The sequence below is a fragment of the Catenuloplanes indicus genome (genome assembly GCF_030813715.1).
In the GTDB taxonomy this organism is placed as follows: Bacteria; Actinomycetota; Actinomycetes; order Mycobacteriales; family Micromonosporaceae; genus Catenuloplanes; species Catenuloplanes indicus.
On record NZ_JAUSUZ010000001.1, the window covers coordinates 7,053,920 to 7,069,895 of the forward strand.

The following is a 15,976-nucleotide window of genomic DNA, read 5'->3' on the forward strand; positions in this document are numbered from 1 at the left end:
CTACTTCGGTGTCCAGAGCCAGGCGCGCGCCTTGTAAGACTTGATCATGACGGGCGTCTCGGTGAAGTCGGCCGCGTCGAGGCGCGCGTTGCCATCGGCGACCGTGTGCGGGTAGAGGCGGTCGGAGATCAGCGCGGCCAGCAGCAGCGCCGGGTCCGCCTCCAGCACGGTGCGCAGCGCGGCGCTGTCGACCAGCCGGTTCGTCTCGATGATCGTGGAGTCGGAGTAGCCGAGCGCGGCCGGCCGGATCTTGCCGAGCGACGCACCCATCCGCAGCCGCAGCGGCGTGGCGTACCGGTCGCGCTCCGCCCGCAACGCGACGGCGGTGCCGTGCAGCAGGTGGGCGAGCGCGCGCGGCAGGTCGATGTTGGCGGGCAGGATGACGCTGATGCCGTCGCCGGCGACCTGACGGTCCGTGTCGGTCAGCGCAAGACTCATCTCACCCAGCGCCTCGGTGACCACGTGCAGGATGCGGCGCTGCATCAGGTCCCGCCCGTCCGCGTCGTTCGCGCTGTAGCCGACCGCGTCGACCGTGAACATCATCCGCAGCGCGTGCCGCGGCGACCCCGGCCGGGACGGCTGCGGCACCTCGGCCACCGGATCGGGTGCGGCCGGCCACGGGCCGGCGGACGAGCCGGCCGTCGGTGCGTCCCAGCGCGCCGGATCCGGCGGGGCCGTGCGGGAGCCGGCGGACGATCCGCCTGAGGTGGCCGGCCGCTCGGGCGCCGGATCGGACGCGGCCGGCCACGGGCCGGCCGGCGGAGTACCACCGGGAGGTGCGGACGCCGGCGCCGCGGGCGCGCGCCGCAGGTTCTCCAGCGCGGTCGACGCGTCGTCCAGTTGCCGGGTCAGCCAGTGGCCGAAGCGGCGGTCGTCGGTGACCGGGTCCAGCCCGCCGTCCCCGCGTGACCGGGCTGCCGCCGCGGCCTCGGAGAGTTCCCGCAGCGAGCCGGCCGCGATGCCGAGCATCCCGCTCAACCGCGCGGCCTCGGCCGCGAGGCGGGCCCGGTCGATGCCGGGCTCGCGCATCGAGCCGATCCGGCGCTGGTCGCCGGTCCAGATCCGGTAGAGGTAGCGCAGTACCCCGGCGTGCCTCAGGTAGCGGGCCAGCGGCGGCAGCTCGTCCTCGCCGGCCCCCCAGGTGAGCGCGGTCAGGTTCGCCTCCGGCCCGGTGACCACCAGCCGGCGTTCCCGGCGGGTGTCCTGGCGCGGCGACAGCTCCCATCCGCAGGCGTGGTCGCCGAACCGGATGCGGTCGTCCTGCCAGCCGGTCTGCGTGGCGAACTGGGGCAGCGCGGCCCGGTCCGGCGGACGGTCCGGGTGTGCCGAGGGCGCCCGGTAGACGCGGGCGGTGCCGATCAGCGCGTCGACGCCACCGGCCGCGGCGTCGTCCAGCCAGCGGTCCATCTCCACCCAGCCGGCGTCGTCGCCGCCGGTCAGGACCGCGGAGAGGACGAGCACGTCCCGGTCGCGGCGCAGAATCGCGCGAAACCCGCCGCCCGCCGGCCCGAAGCCGCCATCGCGGGACCGCTCGGCCGGCCGGAGACCGTCGCCGGGCCGTTCCCGGGCGGCGATCGCGGCGACGCGCGGGCCGCCGCGCCAGTCGCTCGGCATGATCCGCAGTGGGGAGCCGGGGACCCGCGCGTCCATGCCCAGCACGTCGCCGCAGGCGGCCCAGAGCAGCTGGATCTGGTGCCGGGCAAGGGGCGCGGCCGGGCCGTCGAGCGGCGCGAAGGCGTGCAGGACCAGTGAGGTCACGGATCCACTCTAGGCAGCGGCACGGCCGGAAGCGCCTACCCGAACGGGTAGCGGTGATCGCCGCATGCGACTTGTGTCACCAAAAGGCTACGGATCGTACTGGATCCCGGATTTTTAGCAGGTCCGGAACGCGACCCGGACGCAGGATCGAGGCATGACACGGACGATGGAGCCACCGGAGGTGGCGTTCACCTGGCGGCTGCACGCCGGGCTGGAGTCGATGGCGGCCCGCGCGGACGCGAAGGCCGGAATTCTGCTGGCGCACCAGGGCGGCGCGTTCGTCCTGGGTGTCACGGCGATCCAGGTCGACCACGGCGGCTGGATCATCGGTCCGGCGATGGCGCTGGTGGTGGCCGCGATGGGCGTGGCGATCGCGGTGATAGTGCCGAGTCTGCGGCCGAGGAACCGGGTGGAGGCGGACGGGGACTTCGTCTACTTCGGCCACCTGCGGGAATGGCATCCGCCGACGCTGGCGGAGCGGATCGAGGCACTGAGCAAGGAGGACGAGATCGCCATGGTCACCCGGCAGTTGGTTACACTGAGCCGGATCAACTGGCGCAAACACCGGCTCTTGCAGATCTCCCTCAGCCTGACCGTTTCCGCGATGAGCGTCGGGGCCGCGGCCGTGACACTCCTCTAGAGAGCGCACGCCGGAGGATCCGTGGACCATGAATTCCCGTACCCGGAGTGGGGTCCCGGCACGTTCCTCGCCCAGCTGGCTCCGGAGCTGGTCGCGGAGCTGCTCGCGCTCGGCGTGCGGCGCCGGTTCGAGGCGGGGCAGGTGCTCATCCGGCAGGGCGCTCGCGGCACCCATGTGGAGCTGCTGCTGCTCGGCTTCGTCAAGGTGACCACGCTGGCCGGTGACGCGGACACGCTGCTGTCCATCCGCATGCCCGGTGAACTGCTCGGCGAGACCGCGGTGCTGACCGGCGCGCCGCGCAACGCGACCGTCACCGCGTGCGGGCGAGTGATCTCCGTGGTGCTGCCCGGTCCGGTGTTCGAAGGATTCCTGCGCCGCCGGCCGGACGCGATGCGCCTGGTCACCGCGTCGGTCGTGGGCCAGCTCCAGTTCGCCAACCGGCGGCGGACCGACTTCGGGGCGTACCCGGCGCACATCCGGCTGGCCCGCGTGCTGATCGAGATCGCGGACGGCTGCGGCCGGTCCCGCCCGGACGGCAGCGTCGAGATCGGAGTGACGCTCAGCCAGCCCGAACTCGCCACGATGATCGGCATCGCGCAGGCCACGGTGCAGAAGGCGATGCAGGAACTGCGCGGCAAGGGGCTGATCGAGACCGGCTACCGCCGGCTGGTGGTCTGCGACCTCCCGGCGCTGCGCGCGATGACGAACGTCTGAATTCTCCCGGACCCCCTATTTCTACCTGGTTGCTCCCCGCGCCCGGCCGCACGATCAGAGGCACACGCACCTCACGTGTGACCGTTACGAGGGGGAGACAACGATGACGGGAATGTTCGGCCGAGATCGCGAACATCGCGCGATCTCGGCTCTGCTGCGCCGGGGCGGGGAGGGCCCGGCCGCGGTGGTGATCGAGAGCCCGCCCGGCGGTGGCCGGACGCGGCTCCTGGCGGAGATCGGGGCCGGTGCGCGCGCGGCCGGCCGTACGGTCCTGCGACTGCCGGCCGGTCCGGTCGACGCGGCCGGGCTGGACCGGCAGCTCGCGTCCGCGGCGGCCCGGCCCGCCGGTGACGGCCCGGCGCCGCTGCTGATCGACGATCCGCAGTGGACCGACCCGGCGGTGGCGGTGGCGCTCGCGGGCGCCCGCCGCACCGCGCGGGTGCTGCCGATCCTGGCCCGCCGGGCCGGCACCCGGCTGCCCGGGCTGGACCCGCTCGACCTGGCACGGGTGCTGCACGTACCGCTGGGCCCGCTCGGTCCGGACGCGACCGCCGCGGTGCTGGCGGCGCTGTTCGGCGCCGAGCCGGACGCGGCGTTGCGCGGGATGGCGGCCGTGGCGGGCGGCCTGCCCGGCCCGCTGATCGAGCTGGCCCGCGGCCTGCGGGACGAGCGTCTGGCCGTGGTGGAGGGCGGGCACGCGACGCTGCGTGACCTGCGGCTCCCCGCGGTGGTCCGGGACCGGATCGGGCACCGGGTCGGCCTGCTCACGCCGGTGGCGCGGCATCTGGTGCAGGTCGCGACCACCCTGGACGAGGAGTTCGGCCTGCGCGAGGTGGCCGGTCTGCTCGGCGGCCCGGCCGCGGCGCTGCTGCCGGCCGTCGACGAGGCGCTCACCGCGGGGCTGCTGGCCGGCCGCGGCGAGCGGCTGTCCTTCGCGCACGACCTGGTCCGCGCGGAGGTGACGAGGACGATTCCCCGGGCGGTACGGGTGGCGCTGCACGACGAGGCCACCTGCCTCGACCGGGGGGCGCCCGGCGGCTTCCGGACCCGGCCTCCGATGACCGGCGGGCCGCGTACCGCGCTGGCGGACCTGCACCGGGACACGGCGCGACCCGGTCATGCCCGCCCGCCGGTGCAGCGCACGCGGCTCGCCGGTGACCGGTTCCGGCCGGCGGCGGGCCCGGCGGTGTCCGGGCTGAGCGAGCGGGAGCGCGAGATAGCGCTGCTGGTCGCGACCGGGCTGACCAACGCCGCGATCGCCTCGAAGATCGAGTTGTCCCCGCACACCGTCAACTACCACCTGCGCCAGATCTTCCGGAAGCTCGGCATCGCCTCCCGCGCCGAGCTGGCCGCGCTGATCTCCGGCGACGACGGGCCACGCTGATCCGCGGGGTCCCCACCACGAGGAACGCCGCGATCCCGCCCCCGGATCGCGGCGCTCACCCTTCGTCCAGCGCGGCGAGCAGGCGGTCGGTGACCGGCGTGACCGCGAAACGGCGTGCGGCGAAGGCGAGCGCGGCCCGGTGCTCGTCCGGGGTGAAGTCCGCGACCGCGTCCGCGACCAGGAACGGCGCGATGTCCCGGGTGAACGCGTCCGCGGCAGTGAACAGACAGCCCAGATGCGCGAAGACACCGCAGACGATCAACTGGTCCCGCCCGGCCGCGGCCAGTCGCGCGGCCAGGCCGGTGCCGTGGAACGCGCTCCACCGGGTCTTGCGGATCACCACGTCGCCGGCCCGCGGTGCGAGCGCCGGATCGATGTCCCGGTCCTCCGGCACCGCCCGCATGCCCGGGCCCCACAGGTCGTGCAGCAGGCCGCGGTCCGCGCGCGTGGCGCCGCCGGGCTGCGCGCTGTAGAACACCGGCATGCCGTGCCGGCCGGCGGCGTCCCGTACCCGCGCGATGTTGGTCAGCAGCGTCGTGGTGGGTGAGCTGCCGGCGGGCAGCGCGCGGGTGAAGAACCGCTGCATGTCGTGGATGAGCAGCGCCGCACGGCGCGGATCGGGCCGCCAGGACGGCCCGCCGGCCGGCCGGTCGAGATCTTGCGGCATCGGGTACGGCGTGATCGCCGGGATCGGCATCGGAGCTCCCTTCAGGCGCGCAGTGCGGCGCCACCGTCCACGTAGAGGTCGTGCATGGTCACGTGCCGGGCGCGGTCGGAGACCAGGAACGCGACCGCGTCCGCGACGTCCGACGGCGACGCGACCCGGCCGAGCGGGATGCCGGTCCGGAACGCATCGGCGGACCCGGCGATCGCACCGGCCGGTGTGGAGCCGAGCGCGCGCAGCATGCCGGTGTCGGTCGAGCCCGGGGCGACCACGTTGCACCGCACGCCACTCCCGGCCAGCTCAAGCCCGAGGCAGCGGGTGAAGTGCGCGGCCGCGGCCTTCGCGGCCGCATAGGCGGCCAGATGCATCCGGGGTACGCCGGCCGCGTTCGAGCCCACGGTGACGATCACGCCGGTGCGGCGGGCGGCCATCCGGCGGCCGACCGCGCGGCTGACGTGGAAGACACCGGTCGCGTTGACCGCGAAGACCTCGGCCCAGTCCGCGTCGCTGGTCTCCAGCACCGGCCCGGCGCACAGCACCCCGGCCACGTTGACCAGGATCGCGATCGGGCCGACGGTCGCCTCCACGTCGGCGACCAGCCGCTCGACGGCGCCGGCGTCCCGGACGTCGAGCGGCCGATGGTGCCCGGCACCGTGCAGGTCGGCGCCGATGACCGTGGCGCCGTCCGCGGTCAACGCCCGGACCACGGCTCGCCCGATGCCACCGGCCGCGCCGGTGACCAATGCGATCCGCCCGGCCAGCGGACCGGTCATGACGTCGCTCCGGCCGACGCGTCGTAGCCGTAGAGCCAGTCGCGGTCCGGGGGAGTGGCCAGGCGGCGGTCGCGGCGGCGCTGCCGCACGCCGTCCGGCAGGTGGTGTTCGGCGTCGGCCACGCGGATCGCGGTCGCGATCCGGTGGGCCCGCGCGCCGCGCACCGAGTCGTACCGTTCCAGCGGCGCCCGTCCGCTCAGGCAGCCGGCCAGCGCCACCGCGTCCTCCAGCGCCTGCGACGCTCCCTGTGCCAGCCACGGCAGCGCCGGGTGCGCGGCGTCGCCGAGCAGCACCAGCCCGCCCCGATGCCGGCGCGGCACCGGCGCGCCCGCGTAGAGCGGCCACACCCGGCCCCGGCCCGCGGCCGCGGAGAGCAGCGCGCGGACCGAGCCGCACCACTCCGCGTACCCCATGATCAGGCGTTCCCGCGGCACCGCGGGGGACCGGGCCGGCGCGGTGGCCACGACGTTGACCATGCGACCGCCGCGGACCGGGTAGGCGACGCAGTGCCGGCCCGGACCGAGCCAGACGCGCACCCGGTGCGGCCGGACCAGATGCGCCGGCAGGTCGTCCGCCGGGACCACGGCCCGGTACGCGACGTGCCCGGAGAAGCGCGGCCCGAGCCCGCCGTCGCCGCCGAGCACGCCACGCAGCGCGGAGTGCACACCGTCCGCGCCGATGACCAGGTCCGCGGCGTACTCGCCGCCGTCCGCGAAGCGCAGCCGCACGCCGTCCCGCCCGACCGACGCGCCGACGCAGCGACGGCCGAGGAACAGCCCGGCGCCGCCGCCGGTGTCCACCGCGGACAGCAGCGCGGCGGACAGCTCGCCCCGGGTGAGCGCGAGATACGGCACGCCGTACCGGGCCTCCGCGTCGTCCAGCGCGGTGCGGCCGATCAGCGAGTTGTCCCGCCAGCGGCGCAGCTCGACCGCGTCCGGCCGGACCGTGCTGTCCGGGTGCGGCAGCGCGCCGACCTCGCGTAGCGCGCGGGCGCCGTTCGGGGTGATCTGGATGCCGAGCCCGACCCCGGACAGGCCGGGGTGGTCACGGCGGTCGAAGACGTCGCAGCGCAGTCCGGCCCGGGCCAGCGCGGCGGCCGCGGCCAGCCCGCCGATCCCGGCGCCGACCACGGCGATCCGTGGCTGGTGCATGGTTCCTCCTAGTAGTAGGACAGCGCCCTGGCCCAGTCCTCGTCCGGGCCGAAGAGCGCGCGTGGCTTGACCACGTCCGGCGCGGCGGTGAGCACGTGGTGCGGGACCAGGCCGCCGGGCGGCAGCGCGGTGACGTCCGCGGGCACGCCGTACCGGCTCCGGATCGCGCCGGCCAGCGCGTCCGCGGCGGACCGGTCCGCCTCCAGCTCCACGACCAGCCGGTCCGGCAGCGCGCGGGCACGCCAGAACAGCACGCCGGGCAGCGCGAGGACCAGCTCCTCCAGGTCACCCGGGGTGACGGTGACGCCCGCGACCCGGTGCCCGGCCGCACCCCGGCCCAGCACGCGTACGGCCGGCAGTGCCCACCCGCACGCGCACGGCTCGTCCGACACCTCGACCAGGTCCTCGGTGTCGTAGCGCAGCAGCGGCATCGCCTCGCGGTAGAGCGGCGTGACCACCAGGTGCCCGCGCCCGGCCGGTGCGGCGTGTCCGGTCACCGGGTCGCGGACCTCGAAGATCGCCCGGTCCGCCCACAGGTGCAGGCGGCCGGCCGGGCACTCACCGGCCAGGCTGCCGCACTCGGTCGCGCCGTACTCCTCGACGACCGTGGTGTTCCAGAGGCGCGCGATCCGGGCCCGTCTGGCCGGGCCGAGCGGTTCGCCGCCGACGAACAGCGCGCGCAGCGCCGGGAAGTCGCGGGCCGGCTCCAGCCCGGCCGCGTGCGCGGCGGCGGCCCAGAACAGCGTGTCGGTCGGCATCGACCAGGTGAGCGTGACGCGCAGGTCGCGCAACACCCGGACCACCCGCGCGTACGGCATCGCGGTCGACCGGTTGTCGGCCGGCACCACGGTCGCACCGCGCATGCGGGCCGCTGCCTGCGCCAGATGCCCCGTGATCATCAGCGCGTACGGCGTGCGGACCAGGAACGTGTCCGTGTCCCGGATGCCGACCCACTTGCGCGCGTACCGTTCCGCCAGGTCCAGCCAGTCGTGCTCGGTGTAGTACGACGAGGTGGGCGTGCCGGTGGTGCCGCTCGACTCGTGGTACGTGGCCAGCCGCCGCCGGTCCACCGCGAGCAGCCCGAACGGGTACGCGTCGCGCAGGTCCGCCTTGGTGGTGAACGGCAGCGCCGCCAGCCCGGCCCGGTCCACCGGCACGCCACCCCGCGCGCGGTAGAACGGCGAGCGCGCCGCCGCCGCGAGCGTCTCCGGCAGCCGCGCGTCCTGCACTGCGGTCAGCCCGTCCGGGTCCGTCCAGTCGCCGATCTCCGGCCGGTCAGACATGGGCCAGCTCCTCGAGGCGAAGCAGCCGGGTCGCGTTGTCCACGGCGACCGCGCGCCGGTCCGCCACGGTCAGGCCGAGCGCGCCGAGCTTGGTCACCTCCACCCGCGGGTCCTGCAGCGGATATTCCGTGCCGAACAGCACCCGGTGCGCGCCCAGCCGGCGGACCGCGAGCCGGGCCACCGCGGTGTACGCGCCGGACGTCTCGGCCAGCACGTTCGGCAGCGCGGCCAGCCGGTGCAGCCCGTCGGTGTCCAGGCCGTTGCCGCCGCAGTGGCCGAAGACGAACGTGGTGGCCGGCCGGGTCACGGCCAGCGCGGCCAGGTCCTCCGCGCGGGCGCCCGGCCGGCCGAGGCAGACCACGTAGACCGGGTGACCGACGTCCGCCGCGATCCGGGCCAGCGCGGCCACGCCCGGCTCGCCGAGCGTGAAGCCGTGCACTGCCGGGGAGATCTCCAGGCCGCGGAAGCCGGCGGCCGCGCGGCGGTACTCGTCCGGGCCGCGGCGCGGGTCGGCGAAGTAGAACGGGACGAGCCGGCCACCGGACGCGGCGGCCGCCCGGCGTACCCCCTCGTTGTCGGGTCTCGTCGCGGAGCGGCCGCCCTGGCTGAGCTGGCGGGAGAGCCGGTCGATGCCGACCACGCCGCCGGCGCTCACCGCGGCGGTTCCGATGCCGGCCCGGTCCATGGCCGCGAGCAGCGCGGACGGCTCGCCGGGGCCGGGCGTCAGACGCGCGTGGAAGTCGATGATCATTGTTCCACGCAGGTCTCGTCGATCGGGTAGCCGACGTGCCGGTCCGCGTCCGGCAGACAGCCGAGGATCTCGTCGCCCGGGCGCAGCGCGGTCGAGTTGAGCACCGCGCCGCCGGGGCCGAGCACCCGCACGTGCCAGTCGTCCTGCACGATCAGGTTGACCGGCTCGCCGCCGGGCGCGACCGCGTCGATGGAGAGCAGCGGCCGCGTCTCGATCTTGATGCGTCCCACCGTGACCGGGCGGGTCCGGCCGTCCGCGCTCACCGCCAGCACCCGCCCGCCGGCCCGCAGCTCGCTCAGGTACGCGGTCCGCTCAGCGGAGACCAGCGTGTACGACATGATCGCGCCCGCGTTCACCCGGAACGGCCGAGTCGGCATGTACGGCAGCGGGTGCGTCTCGCTGGCGCAGAGCACCAGCCCGCGCGACCGGGACCCGATCAGGATGCCCTCGTCCGGCCGCAGCATGGTGCAGGTGTCCACACAGGCACGGTCACCGGGCCCGGCGTGGGTGACCGCGGTGACCCGCAGCGGTACCAGCGGCAGTTCGGCCGTGGGCGTGCGCACCGCGGCACGCAGCCGGGTCGCGTCGCCGACCCGCGCCGGGGCCAGCAGCACGCCGTGCGGGCCGTGTTCCAGCACCGCGTGCTGCACGGCCGCGTCCTGCGGGTCGGCGGCGACGGTCACGATCGTGCCGGCCGCACCGGCGGCCGAGGCGAGCACGATCTCCAGCGGGATGTAGGTGGGGTCGGCGAAGCGCAGCAGCGTGTAGGCGTCCCGGGCCGCGCTCGCGCACGCCACCGCGAGTGTCTCCGGGCCGGTGACCTCGACGTACCGGCCCCAGCGGGGCCCGGTACCCGGCGGTTCACCGGTCGTGACGATCACATCGGCGGTCTGCTCCGGGTCGTCGGTGATCAGCACCCGGAGCACGGTCGGCGGCAGCGTCGCCAGCAGGTCCGGGTCGTCGGAGACGATCGCGTCCAGGCCCTGGTGCAGCGCCTCCTCGCAGATCTCCTTGGTCAGGTCGCCGGTCGCCCGAACGTCCAGCCAGCACTGGGTCATCATGGTTCCCTTCTTCGGAGGGTCAGAGCAGCGCCGGTACGCGCTGGTCGTGGACGAGGGCGGCGACGGATCGGGTCATCGCGCCCGGGTCCGGCGCCTCGAAGATCAGCCGGCCGACGGCGGCGCCCGCGGCACCGGACCGCAGTGCGGTGCCCAGGTGCTCCAGGACCGCGGTGGCGCCGCCGTCGGTCGTGCCGCCCGCGGCCAGCACCGGGATCGGGCAGGCCGCGGTGATCCGGGCGATCTGGGCGGCGTCGGCCGGCAGCGCTGTCTTGACCAGGTCCGCGCCGATCTCGGCCGCCACCGTTACCGCGTGGGCCACCAGGTCCGGGTCGCGCCCGTCGCGGATGCCCGGCCCGCGCGGGTAGATCATGGCGAGCAGCGGCAGTCCCCACCGGTCGCAGGCGTCCGCGACCGAGGCCAGGTCGGCGAGCTGCCGCGCCTCGGTCGGCGACCCGGCGTTGACGTGCACGCTGACGCCGTCCGCGCCCAGCCGCAGCGCCTCCTCGACGCCGGTGACCAGCACCTTCGCGTCCGGGTCGGGCGCGATGCCGGTGCTGGCGCTCAGATGCACGATCAGCGACAGACCCCGGAACCAGCCGGTACGGACGTGCCGCAGCGCGCCCTTGTGCAGCACCACCGCGTCCGCGCCGTGGTGCGCGGCCGCCCGCAGCAGCGGGTCCAGCCGGCCGTCCCGGACGATCGGGCCCGCGCCGATCGGGTGGTCCAGCGCCACCACCAGCAGTCCCCGGTCGCCGTGCCGGTGCAATCGCTCCCGGCGCATCCGCCGGGCGAACGTCTCATTCACCGGCATGGTGCACCGACCTGGGAATTGCAAATCCACATCGCTTCTCCAAAGCGTCCGTTCAGCCCTTTCACCGAGGACGCTAGGTTCCGGCGCGGCGCGGTCCCACTACCTCTCCGAGCAGCCCGTTGCCCGGTCGGGTAGTTGTCCGCCGGAATGGCGCGGTGGCACGGTTTCCCCGGAATCCGCACCCATTTACGCATCTGATTGCAAAATTGAGGGGGAGATCGTGACCGCACCGCTGCGTACCGGCCCGGAGCCGCTCACCGCCGCGCGGGCCCGGGCCGTGCTGCGGGACGGCGTGCCCGCGTTCGCGGTGCTGCGCCGCGGCGACGGCCCGGTGGAGGTGCTGGTCGGCGACGTGCACGAGCACGCGCTGATCGCGGATCTGCCGCTGCCGCCGCCGGACGCCCCCGGCACCGGGCCGGACCTGGTGGCCGTGCTGCCCTACCGGCAGATCGCCGAGCGCGGGCTGGCCTGTGTGGACGACGGCGTGCCGCTGCTGGCCATGCCGGTCCGCGCCGCCGGCCGGCTGACCACGGCCGAGGCGCTGGCCGCGCTGCCGGACGACCGGGTGCCGCTGACCGGCGGCGGGTTCGACGTCTCCGACCGGGCGTACGCGGACGCGGTCCGCCGCGTGGTGACCGGCGCGATCGGCCGGGGCGCCGGCTCCAACGTGGTGCTGCGCCGCCGCTACCGGGCCGTGGCGCCGGACTGGTCGGCCCGCGCCGCGCTCGCGGTCCTCGGCCGGCTGCTGCGCGCGGAGACCGGCGCGTACTGGACGTTCCTGTTCCACGGCGGCGGGCGCACGCTGATCGGCGCGTCCCCGGAGTGCCACGTGCGGCTGGCGGACGGGCGTGCCACCATGCACCCGATCAGTGGCACCTACCGCTACCCGCCCGGCGGCCCGACCGAGGAGGGCCTGCGCGCGTTCCTGGCCGACCGCAAGGAGTCGGAGGAACTGCTGATGGTCGCGGACGAGGAGCTGAAGATCATGGCGCGGGCCTGCGCCGGGCCGCGGCTGACCGGGCCGTACCTGCGCCCGATGTCACGGCTGGCGCACACCGAGTACCTGGTGACCGGCCCGGCCCGGCTCGGCGCCCGCGACCTGCTGCGCGAGACGCTACCCGCGCCGACGGTGACCGGCAGCCCGGTGCCGAGCGCGTGCCGGGTGATCGCGGCGCACGAGCGGGACGGGCGCGGTTACTACGCCGGCGCGATCGCGCTGGCCGGGCGCGCGGGCGGCCGGCGCACGCTCGACTCAGCGCTGCTGATCCGCACCGCGGACGTGGACCCGCGCGGCCACGTCGAGATCTCCGCGGGCGCCACGCTGGTCCGGCACAGCGACCCGGCCGTGGAGGCGGCGGAGACCCGGGTGAAGGCGTCCGCGCTGCTGGCCGCGTTCTCCGGCACCGTCGCCCCGGCCCGGCCGGTGCCCTTGCCGCCGCTGCCGGCCGGGCTCCTGAGCGCGCGGAACGCGGGACTGTCCCGGTTCTGGCGCGGCGCACCGGTACGGCCGGCGGGCGAGCTGGCCGGCCGGCGCGCGGTGATCGTCGACGCGGAGGACGGCTTCACCGCGATGCTGGCGGAACTGGCCCGCGCGCTCGGCCTCGCGGTGCGCGTGACCCCGCTGACCACGTACCGTCCGGGGCTCGAAGATCTTGTGATTCTCGGCCCCGGGCCGGGTGACCCGCGCGACCTTGCCGACCCGCGGATCGCCCGGCTCCGCGCGCTGGCCGGGGAACTGGTCGCGTCGCGCGCGCCCACGCTCGCGGTCTGCCTCGGTCACCAGGCGGTCGCGGCCACGCTCGGCCTGCCGATCCGCGCACTGCCCCGGCCGGAACAGGGCGTGCAGCGCGTGGTGCGGCTGGACGGCCGGCCGGAGCGGGTCGGCTTCTACAACACGTTCGCGGCGCTGTCCGGCGTGGACGCGATCGACTGCCCGCTCACCGGCGACCGGGTCGGCGTGCTCCGCGACCCGGCCACCGGCGTGGTGCACGGCCTGGCCAAACCCGCGCTGCGTACGGTCCAGTTCCATGTGGAGTCGCTGCTGACCGAGAACGGCCCGGCCGTCCTTCGCCGCCTGATGACCGCATGCTTTTCACCGGCAATTGTGTAATGTGGCGGAACCGTTTGCCGCGTATTCCCTTCCGTACGGCGGGAGATCGCCCGATAGTCGTTCGGCCGGGCCACCCGAAAGGGTGTTCTCGGTCGCGCGCGCGATCGCCCACAATCGGCACCGAATGCGCCGGGGGTCCGGGACGGAGCACGATGCAGACTGATGACCTGATCGGCCGGGAGCGGGAGTGGGCCGCGCTGGCCCGTGCGGTCGCGGCCACGGCCGGTGGCCGGGGCGGCTGCGTGGTGCTGTCCGGCCCGCCCGGCATCGGCAAGTCGCACCTGGCCCACCGGGCCGCCCGGGTGGCCGGCCGGGCGGGGCTGATCGTGGCGTACCGGGCCGCGATGGAGGTGGACCGGACCGCGCCGCTGTTCAGCCTGGCCGGTGCGCTGGCGAAGGCGGACGTGCCGGAGCTGGCCTGGCTGCGCGGCGAGCGGCCGGAGCAGTCCACGCCGGAGCGGCTGGGCCGGGTGCTGGACGATCTCGCGGCGGACCGGCCGTTGCTGGTGATCGTCGACGACGCGCAGTGGATGGACGAGTTCAGTGTGCTGGCCGTGCGCACACTGGTGCCCCGGCTGGCCTCGTCCGCGGTCCGGTGGCTGTTCGTGCGCCGGCCGGGCACCGGTGGCGCGGCCGGGGACGCGCTGGACGATCTGGTCACGCTGGGCGCGGAGGAGATCGTGGTCGGCCCGCTGGCCGAGGCGGACGTGGAGCGGCTCTGCGCCGAGTGCGTGGGCGTGCCGGTGGACGCGACCGTGCTGGCCCAGGCCGACCGGTGCGGCGGCAACCCGCTGTGGATCACGTCTCTGCTGGCCGGCATGCGGGCGGAGGGCCAGCTCGCGGTGGTCGGCGGGCGGGCCACGCTGCGCGGCGGCGACGTGCCGACCAGCTTCATCGGCGCGGCACAGCAGCGGCTGCGCGGCATGCCGCCGGAGGCCCGGCTGCTGCTGCGCGCCGGGTCGGTGTTCGCCCGCCCGTTCCGGCTCGGCGAGGCCGCGGCACTGCTGGCCCAGTCGGAGGAGTCGCTGTGGGCGTTCGCCGAGGACGACGTCACGGACGGCATGCTGGTCCCGGCCGGTGACGCGTTCGCGTTCGAGCACGACATGCTGCGCGAGGTCGTCTACAACACGATCCCCGGGCCGCTGCGGGACGGCCTGCACCGTAAGGCCGCGGCCGTGATCAGCGCGTCCGGCGGGCTGCCGACCGAGGTCGCGGACCACCTGATGAAGGCCGGCCCGGCCACCGCGGCGGACCAGGCCGAGCTGCTGCGTACCGCGGCGGCCGGGATCGCCGCGCTCGCGCCCGGCGCGGCCGCGAACCTCTACCTGCACGCGGTCGGCGGGTTCGGCCCGCTGGACCCGCGCCGGGCCGCGTTCACCGCGGAGGCGGTGCCGCTGCTGGCCTCGGCCGGCCGGCTGGACGAGGCCCGGCGGCACGGCGAGGCCGCGTTCCGTTCCGGGCTGGACGCGACCACCGCGGCCCGGCTCTGCCTCGGGCTGGCCGAGGCCTGCAAACACGCCGGCCGCAACGACGAGGCGGTCGACTACACCAGCCGCGGGCTGTCCCGAGGCGGCGTCGCGCCGGACGTCCGGGCGAGGCTCTGCGCCGTCCGGGCGCACGCGCTCTTCTACGAGGGCGAGCTGAGCGAGGCGGACCGGGCCGGCGCGGAGGCACACACGATCGGCGCGGACCCGGGCGCCGCCGTGTTCGGCCTGACCGCACGCTCGCTGGTCGCGGCCGCGCAGGGCCGGCTCGCCGACGCACTCGCGCACGCGCGGACCGCGGTCGCGCTGGCCGACGACGCCGGTGGCGAGGCCGTGCACCGGCACCCGCAGATCTGGCTCGGCAGCGCACTGACCATGGTGGACCGGCCGGACGAGGCCGAGCGGGTGCTGCGCGCCGGCCGGGCGGAGTCCACGCTGCTCGGCACCGGCTGGTCCGGGCCGCTCTGGCACTACTACGAGGCCGGGCTGCTGGCCGCCCGCGGCGACCTGCCGGACGCGATCGGCACCGCCGCGGCCGGCGTCGAACTGGCCGAGCAGCAGGCCGTGTGGCAGCTGACGGTGCCGCTGCTCGGCACGCTGATCCGGCTCAGCCTGCTCCGCGGCGACCCGGCCGGCGCGCGTGGCTACGCGGAGAAGATGCGCGAGCGGACCCGGACCGGGATCACCGCCGCGCCGGAGGACGTGCTCTGGCCGGAGGCGCTGCTGGCCTGGCAGGAGGACGGCCCGGAACCGGCCGTCTCCCACCTCCGCCCGCTCTACCAGCAGATCGAGGACCGGCCGGTGCTGATCGGCCAGGACCCGGGCGCCGCGGCCGTGCTGGTCCGGATCGCCATCGCGGCCGGCCGCACCGAGCTGGCCGAGGCCGTGGTCCGCGCGGCCCGCGCGCTCGCCGGCCGCAACCCGGACCTGCCGTCGCTGGCCGGCGCGGCCGCGCACGCGGAAGGGTTGCTGCGCGGCGACGTCACGCTGCTCCGCGAGGCGGTCGGCCGGTTCCGGCAGGGACCGCGGCGGCTCGCGCTCGCGGCCGCGCTGGACGACCTGGCCGCGCTGGACAAGAAGCCGGGTGCCGCGGCCGAGGCCGCCGAGCTGCGCGAGGCCTGCGGCGCCGCGGCGGTGCCCCGGCAGCGGCGCAACGGCAGCCGCACCGACCTGACCCCGACCGAGCTGCGCGTCGCGGCCCAGGTCGCCCGCGGCCGGCGCAACCGGGAGATAGCGGCGGAACTGTTCGTGTCCCCGCACACGGTCGACACCCACCTGCGGCACATCTACGCGAAGCTCAACATCAACAACCGGCCCGCGCTGGCCACCTGGTACACCAACCATCACGTGAACACGTGATGTAACCCGTACTCCGCCTGGCGAAGGATGGCC

At 75.7% G+C, this 15,976-nt stretch carries 13 protein-coding genes; 5 read left to right on the forward strand and 8 right to left on the reverse strand.

Annotation, left to right across the window (positions count from 1 at the left end):
• Complete coding sequence (locus J2S42_RS32045; protein ID WP_307245175.1) at positions 1-1,758, reverse strand: CATRA conflict system CASPASE/TPR repeat-associated protein; 1,758 nt, start codon at positions 1,756-1,758, stop codon at positions 1-3.
• Between the two features lie 154 nt (positions 1,759-1,912).
• Between J2S42_RS32045 and J2S42_RS32050 the strand changes: the two genes are divergently transcribed.
• The 3 genes from J2S42_RS32050 to J2S42_RS32060 all read left to right on the forward strand — a co-directional run bounded on the left by J2S42_RS32050 (position 1,913) and on the right by J2S42_RS32060 (position 4,496).
• Positions 1,913-2,398, forward strand: a complete 486-nt coding sequence (locus J2S42_RS32050) for a Pycsar system effector family protein (protein WP_307245176.1) — start codon at positions 1,913-1,915, stop codon at positions 2,396-2,398.
• Positions 2,399-2,419: 21 nt separating this feature from the next.
• Positions 2,420-3,112, forward strand: a complete 693-nt coding sequence (locus J2S42_RS32055) for a Crp/Fnr family transcriptional regulator (protein ID WP_307245178.1) — start codon at positions 2,420-2,422, stop codon at positions 3,110-3,112.
• Between the two features lie 103 nt (positions 3,113-3,215).
• On the forward strand, positions 3,216-4,496 hold the full coding sequence (locus J2S42_RS32060) for a helix-turn-helix transcriptional regulator (protein ID WP_307245180.1): 1,281 nt from the start codon (positions 3,216-3,218) through the stop codon (positions 4,494-4,496).
• A 55-nt stretch (positions 4,497-4,551) separates the two neighbouring features.
• Here the strand turns inward: J2S42_RS32060 and J2S42_RS32065 are convergent, their stop codons facing one another.
• From J2S42_RS32065 to J2S42_RS32095, 7 genes are read right to left on the reverse strand one after another with little or no spacing between them, the layout of a single operon-like run.
• A complete protein-coding gene (locus J2S42_RS32065; protein WP_307245182.1) occupies positions 4,552-5,193 on the reverse strand; it encodes an isochorismatase family protein in 642 nt (213 codons plus the stop codon).
• 11 nt (positions 5,194-5,204) lie between these two features.
• Positions 5,205-5,933: an SDR family oxidoreductase gene (locus J2S42_RS32070; protein ID WP_307245184.1), complete on the reverse strand. Its 729-nt coding sequence runs from the start codon at positions 5,931-5,933 to the stop codon at positions 5,205-5,207.
• Entirely contained in the window at positions 5,930-7,084 is a 1,155-nt protein-coding gene (locus J2S42_RS32075) for an FAD-dependent monooxygenase (protein ID WP_307245185.1), read from the reverse strand. The genes J2S42_RS32070 and J2S42_RS32075 overlap by 4 nt, the downstream gene beginning before the upstream one ends.
• Before the next feature lie 8 nt (positions 7,085-7,092).
• Positions 7,093-8,367 (reverse strand): phenylacetate--CoA ligase family protein, encoded by a 1,275-nt coding sequence (locus J2S42_RS32080; RefSeq protein ID WP_307245187.1) that lies wholly within the window; start codon positions 8,365-8,367, stop codon positions 7,093-7,095.
• A complete protein-coding gene (locus tag J2S42_RS32085) occupies positions 8,360-9,118 on the reverse strand; it encodes an amidohydrolase family protein (protein WP_307245189.1) in 759 nt (252 codons plus the stop codon). The genes J2S42_RS32080 and J2S42_RS32085 overlap by 8 nt, the downstream gene beginning before the upstream one ends.
• Positions 9,115-10,179 (reverse strand): 3-dehydroquinate synthase II family protein, encoded by a 1,065-nt coding sequence (locus J2S42_RS32090; protein ID WP_307245192.1) that lies wholly within the window; start codon positions 10,177-10,179, stop codon positions 9,115-9,117. The genes J2S42_RS32085 and J2S42_RS32090 overlap by 4 nt, the downstream gene beginning before the upstream one ends.
• Before the next feature lie 19 nt (positions 10,180-10,198).
• Positions 10,199-10,990 carry a 2-amino-3,7-dideoxy-D-threo-hept-6-ulosonate synthase gene (locus tag J2S42_RS32095; RefSeq protein WP_307245194.1) on the reverse strand — a complete coding sequence of 264 codons (792 nt, stop codon included), beginning with the start codon at positions 10,988-10,990 and terminating at the stop codon, positions 10,199-10,201.
• 220 nt (positions 10,991-11,210) lie between these two features.
• On the opposite strand from J2S42_RS32095, the gene J2S42_RS32100 reads away from it, so the two are divergent.
• Together J2S42_RS32100 and J2S42_RS32105 are read left to right on the forward strand one after the other, a co-directional pair.
• A complete protein-coding gene (locus J2S42_RS32100; RefSeq protein WP_307245196.1) occupies positions 11,211-13,100 on the forward strand; it encodes an anthranilate synthase family protein in 1,890 nt (629 codons plus the stop codon).
• A gap of 152 nt (positions 13,101-13,252) precedes the next feature.
• Positions 13,253-15,943, forward strand: a complete 2,691-nt coding sequence (locus tag J2S42_RS32105) for a helix-turn-helix transcriptional regulator (RefSeq protein ID WP_307245198.1) — start codon at positions 13,253-13,255, stop codon at positions 15,941-15,943.
• Positions 15,944-15,976: the final 33 nt, after the last annotated feature.

Bases quoted from the DNA above. Each gene is read 5' to 3' on its own strand.
- J2S42_RS32065 (WP_307245182.1), bottom strand. From the start codon at position 5,193: ATGCCGATCCCGGCGATCACGCCGTACCCGATGCCGCAAGATCTCGAC.
- J2S42_RS32085 (WP_307245189.1), bottom strand. From the start codon at position 9,118: ATGATCATCGACTTCCACGCGCGTCTGACGCCCGGCCCCGGCGAGCCG.
- J2S42_RS32075 (WP_307245185.1), bottom strand. From the start codon at position 7,084: ATGCACCAGCCACGGATCGCCGTGGTCGGCGCCGGGATCGGCGGGCTG.
- J2S42_RS32060 (WP_307245180.1), top strand. From the start codon at position 3,216: ATGACGGGAATGTTCGGCCGAGATCGCGAACATCGCGCGATCTCGGCT.
- J2S42_RS32105 (WP_307245198.1), top strand. From the start codon at position 13,253: ATGCAGACTGATGACCTGATCGGCCGGGAGCGGGAGTGGGCCGCGCTG.
- J2S42_RS32050 (WP_307245176.1), top strand. From the start codon at position 1,913: ATGACACGGACGATGGAGCCACCGGAGGTGGCGTTCACCTGGCGGCTG.
- J2S42_RS32090 (WP_307245192.1), bottom strand. From the start codon at position 10,179: ATGATGACCCAGTGCTGGCTGGACGTTCGGGCGACCGGCGACCTGACC.
- J2S42_RS32070 (WP_307245184.1), bottom strand. From the start codon at position 5,933: ATGACCGGTCCGCTGGCCGGGCGGATCGCATTGGTCACCGGCGCGGCC.
- J2S42_RS32080 (WP_307245187.1), bottom strand. From the start codon at position 8,367: ATGTCTGACCGGCCGGAGATCGGCGACTGGACGGACCCGGACGGGCTG.
- J2S42_RS32095 (WP_307245194.1), bottom strand. From the start codon at position 10,990: ATGCCGGTGAATGAGACGTTCGCCCGGCGGATGCGCCGGGAGCGATTG.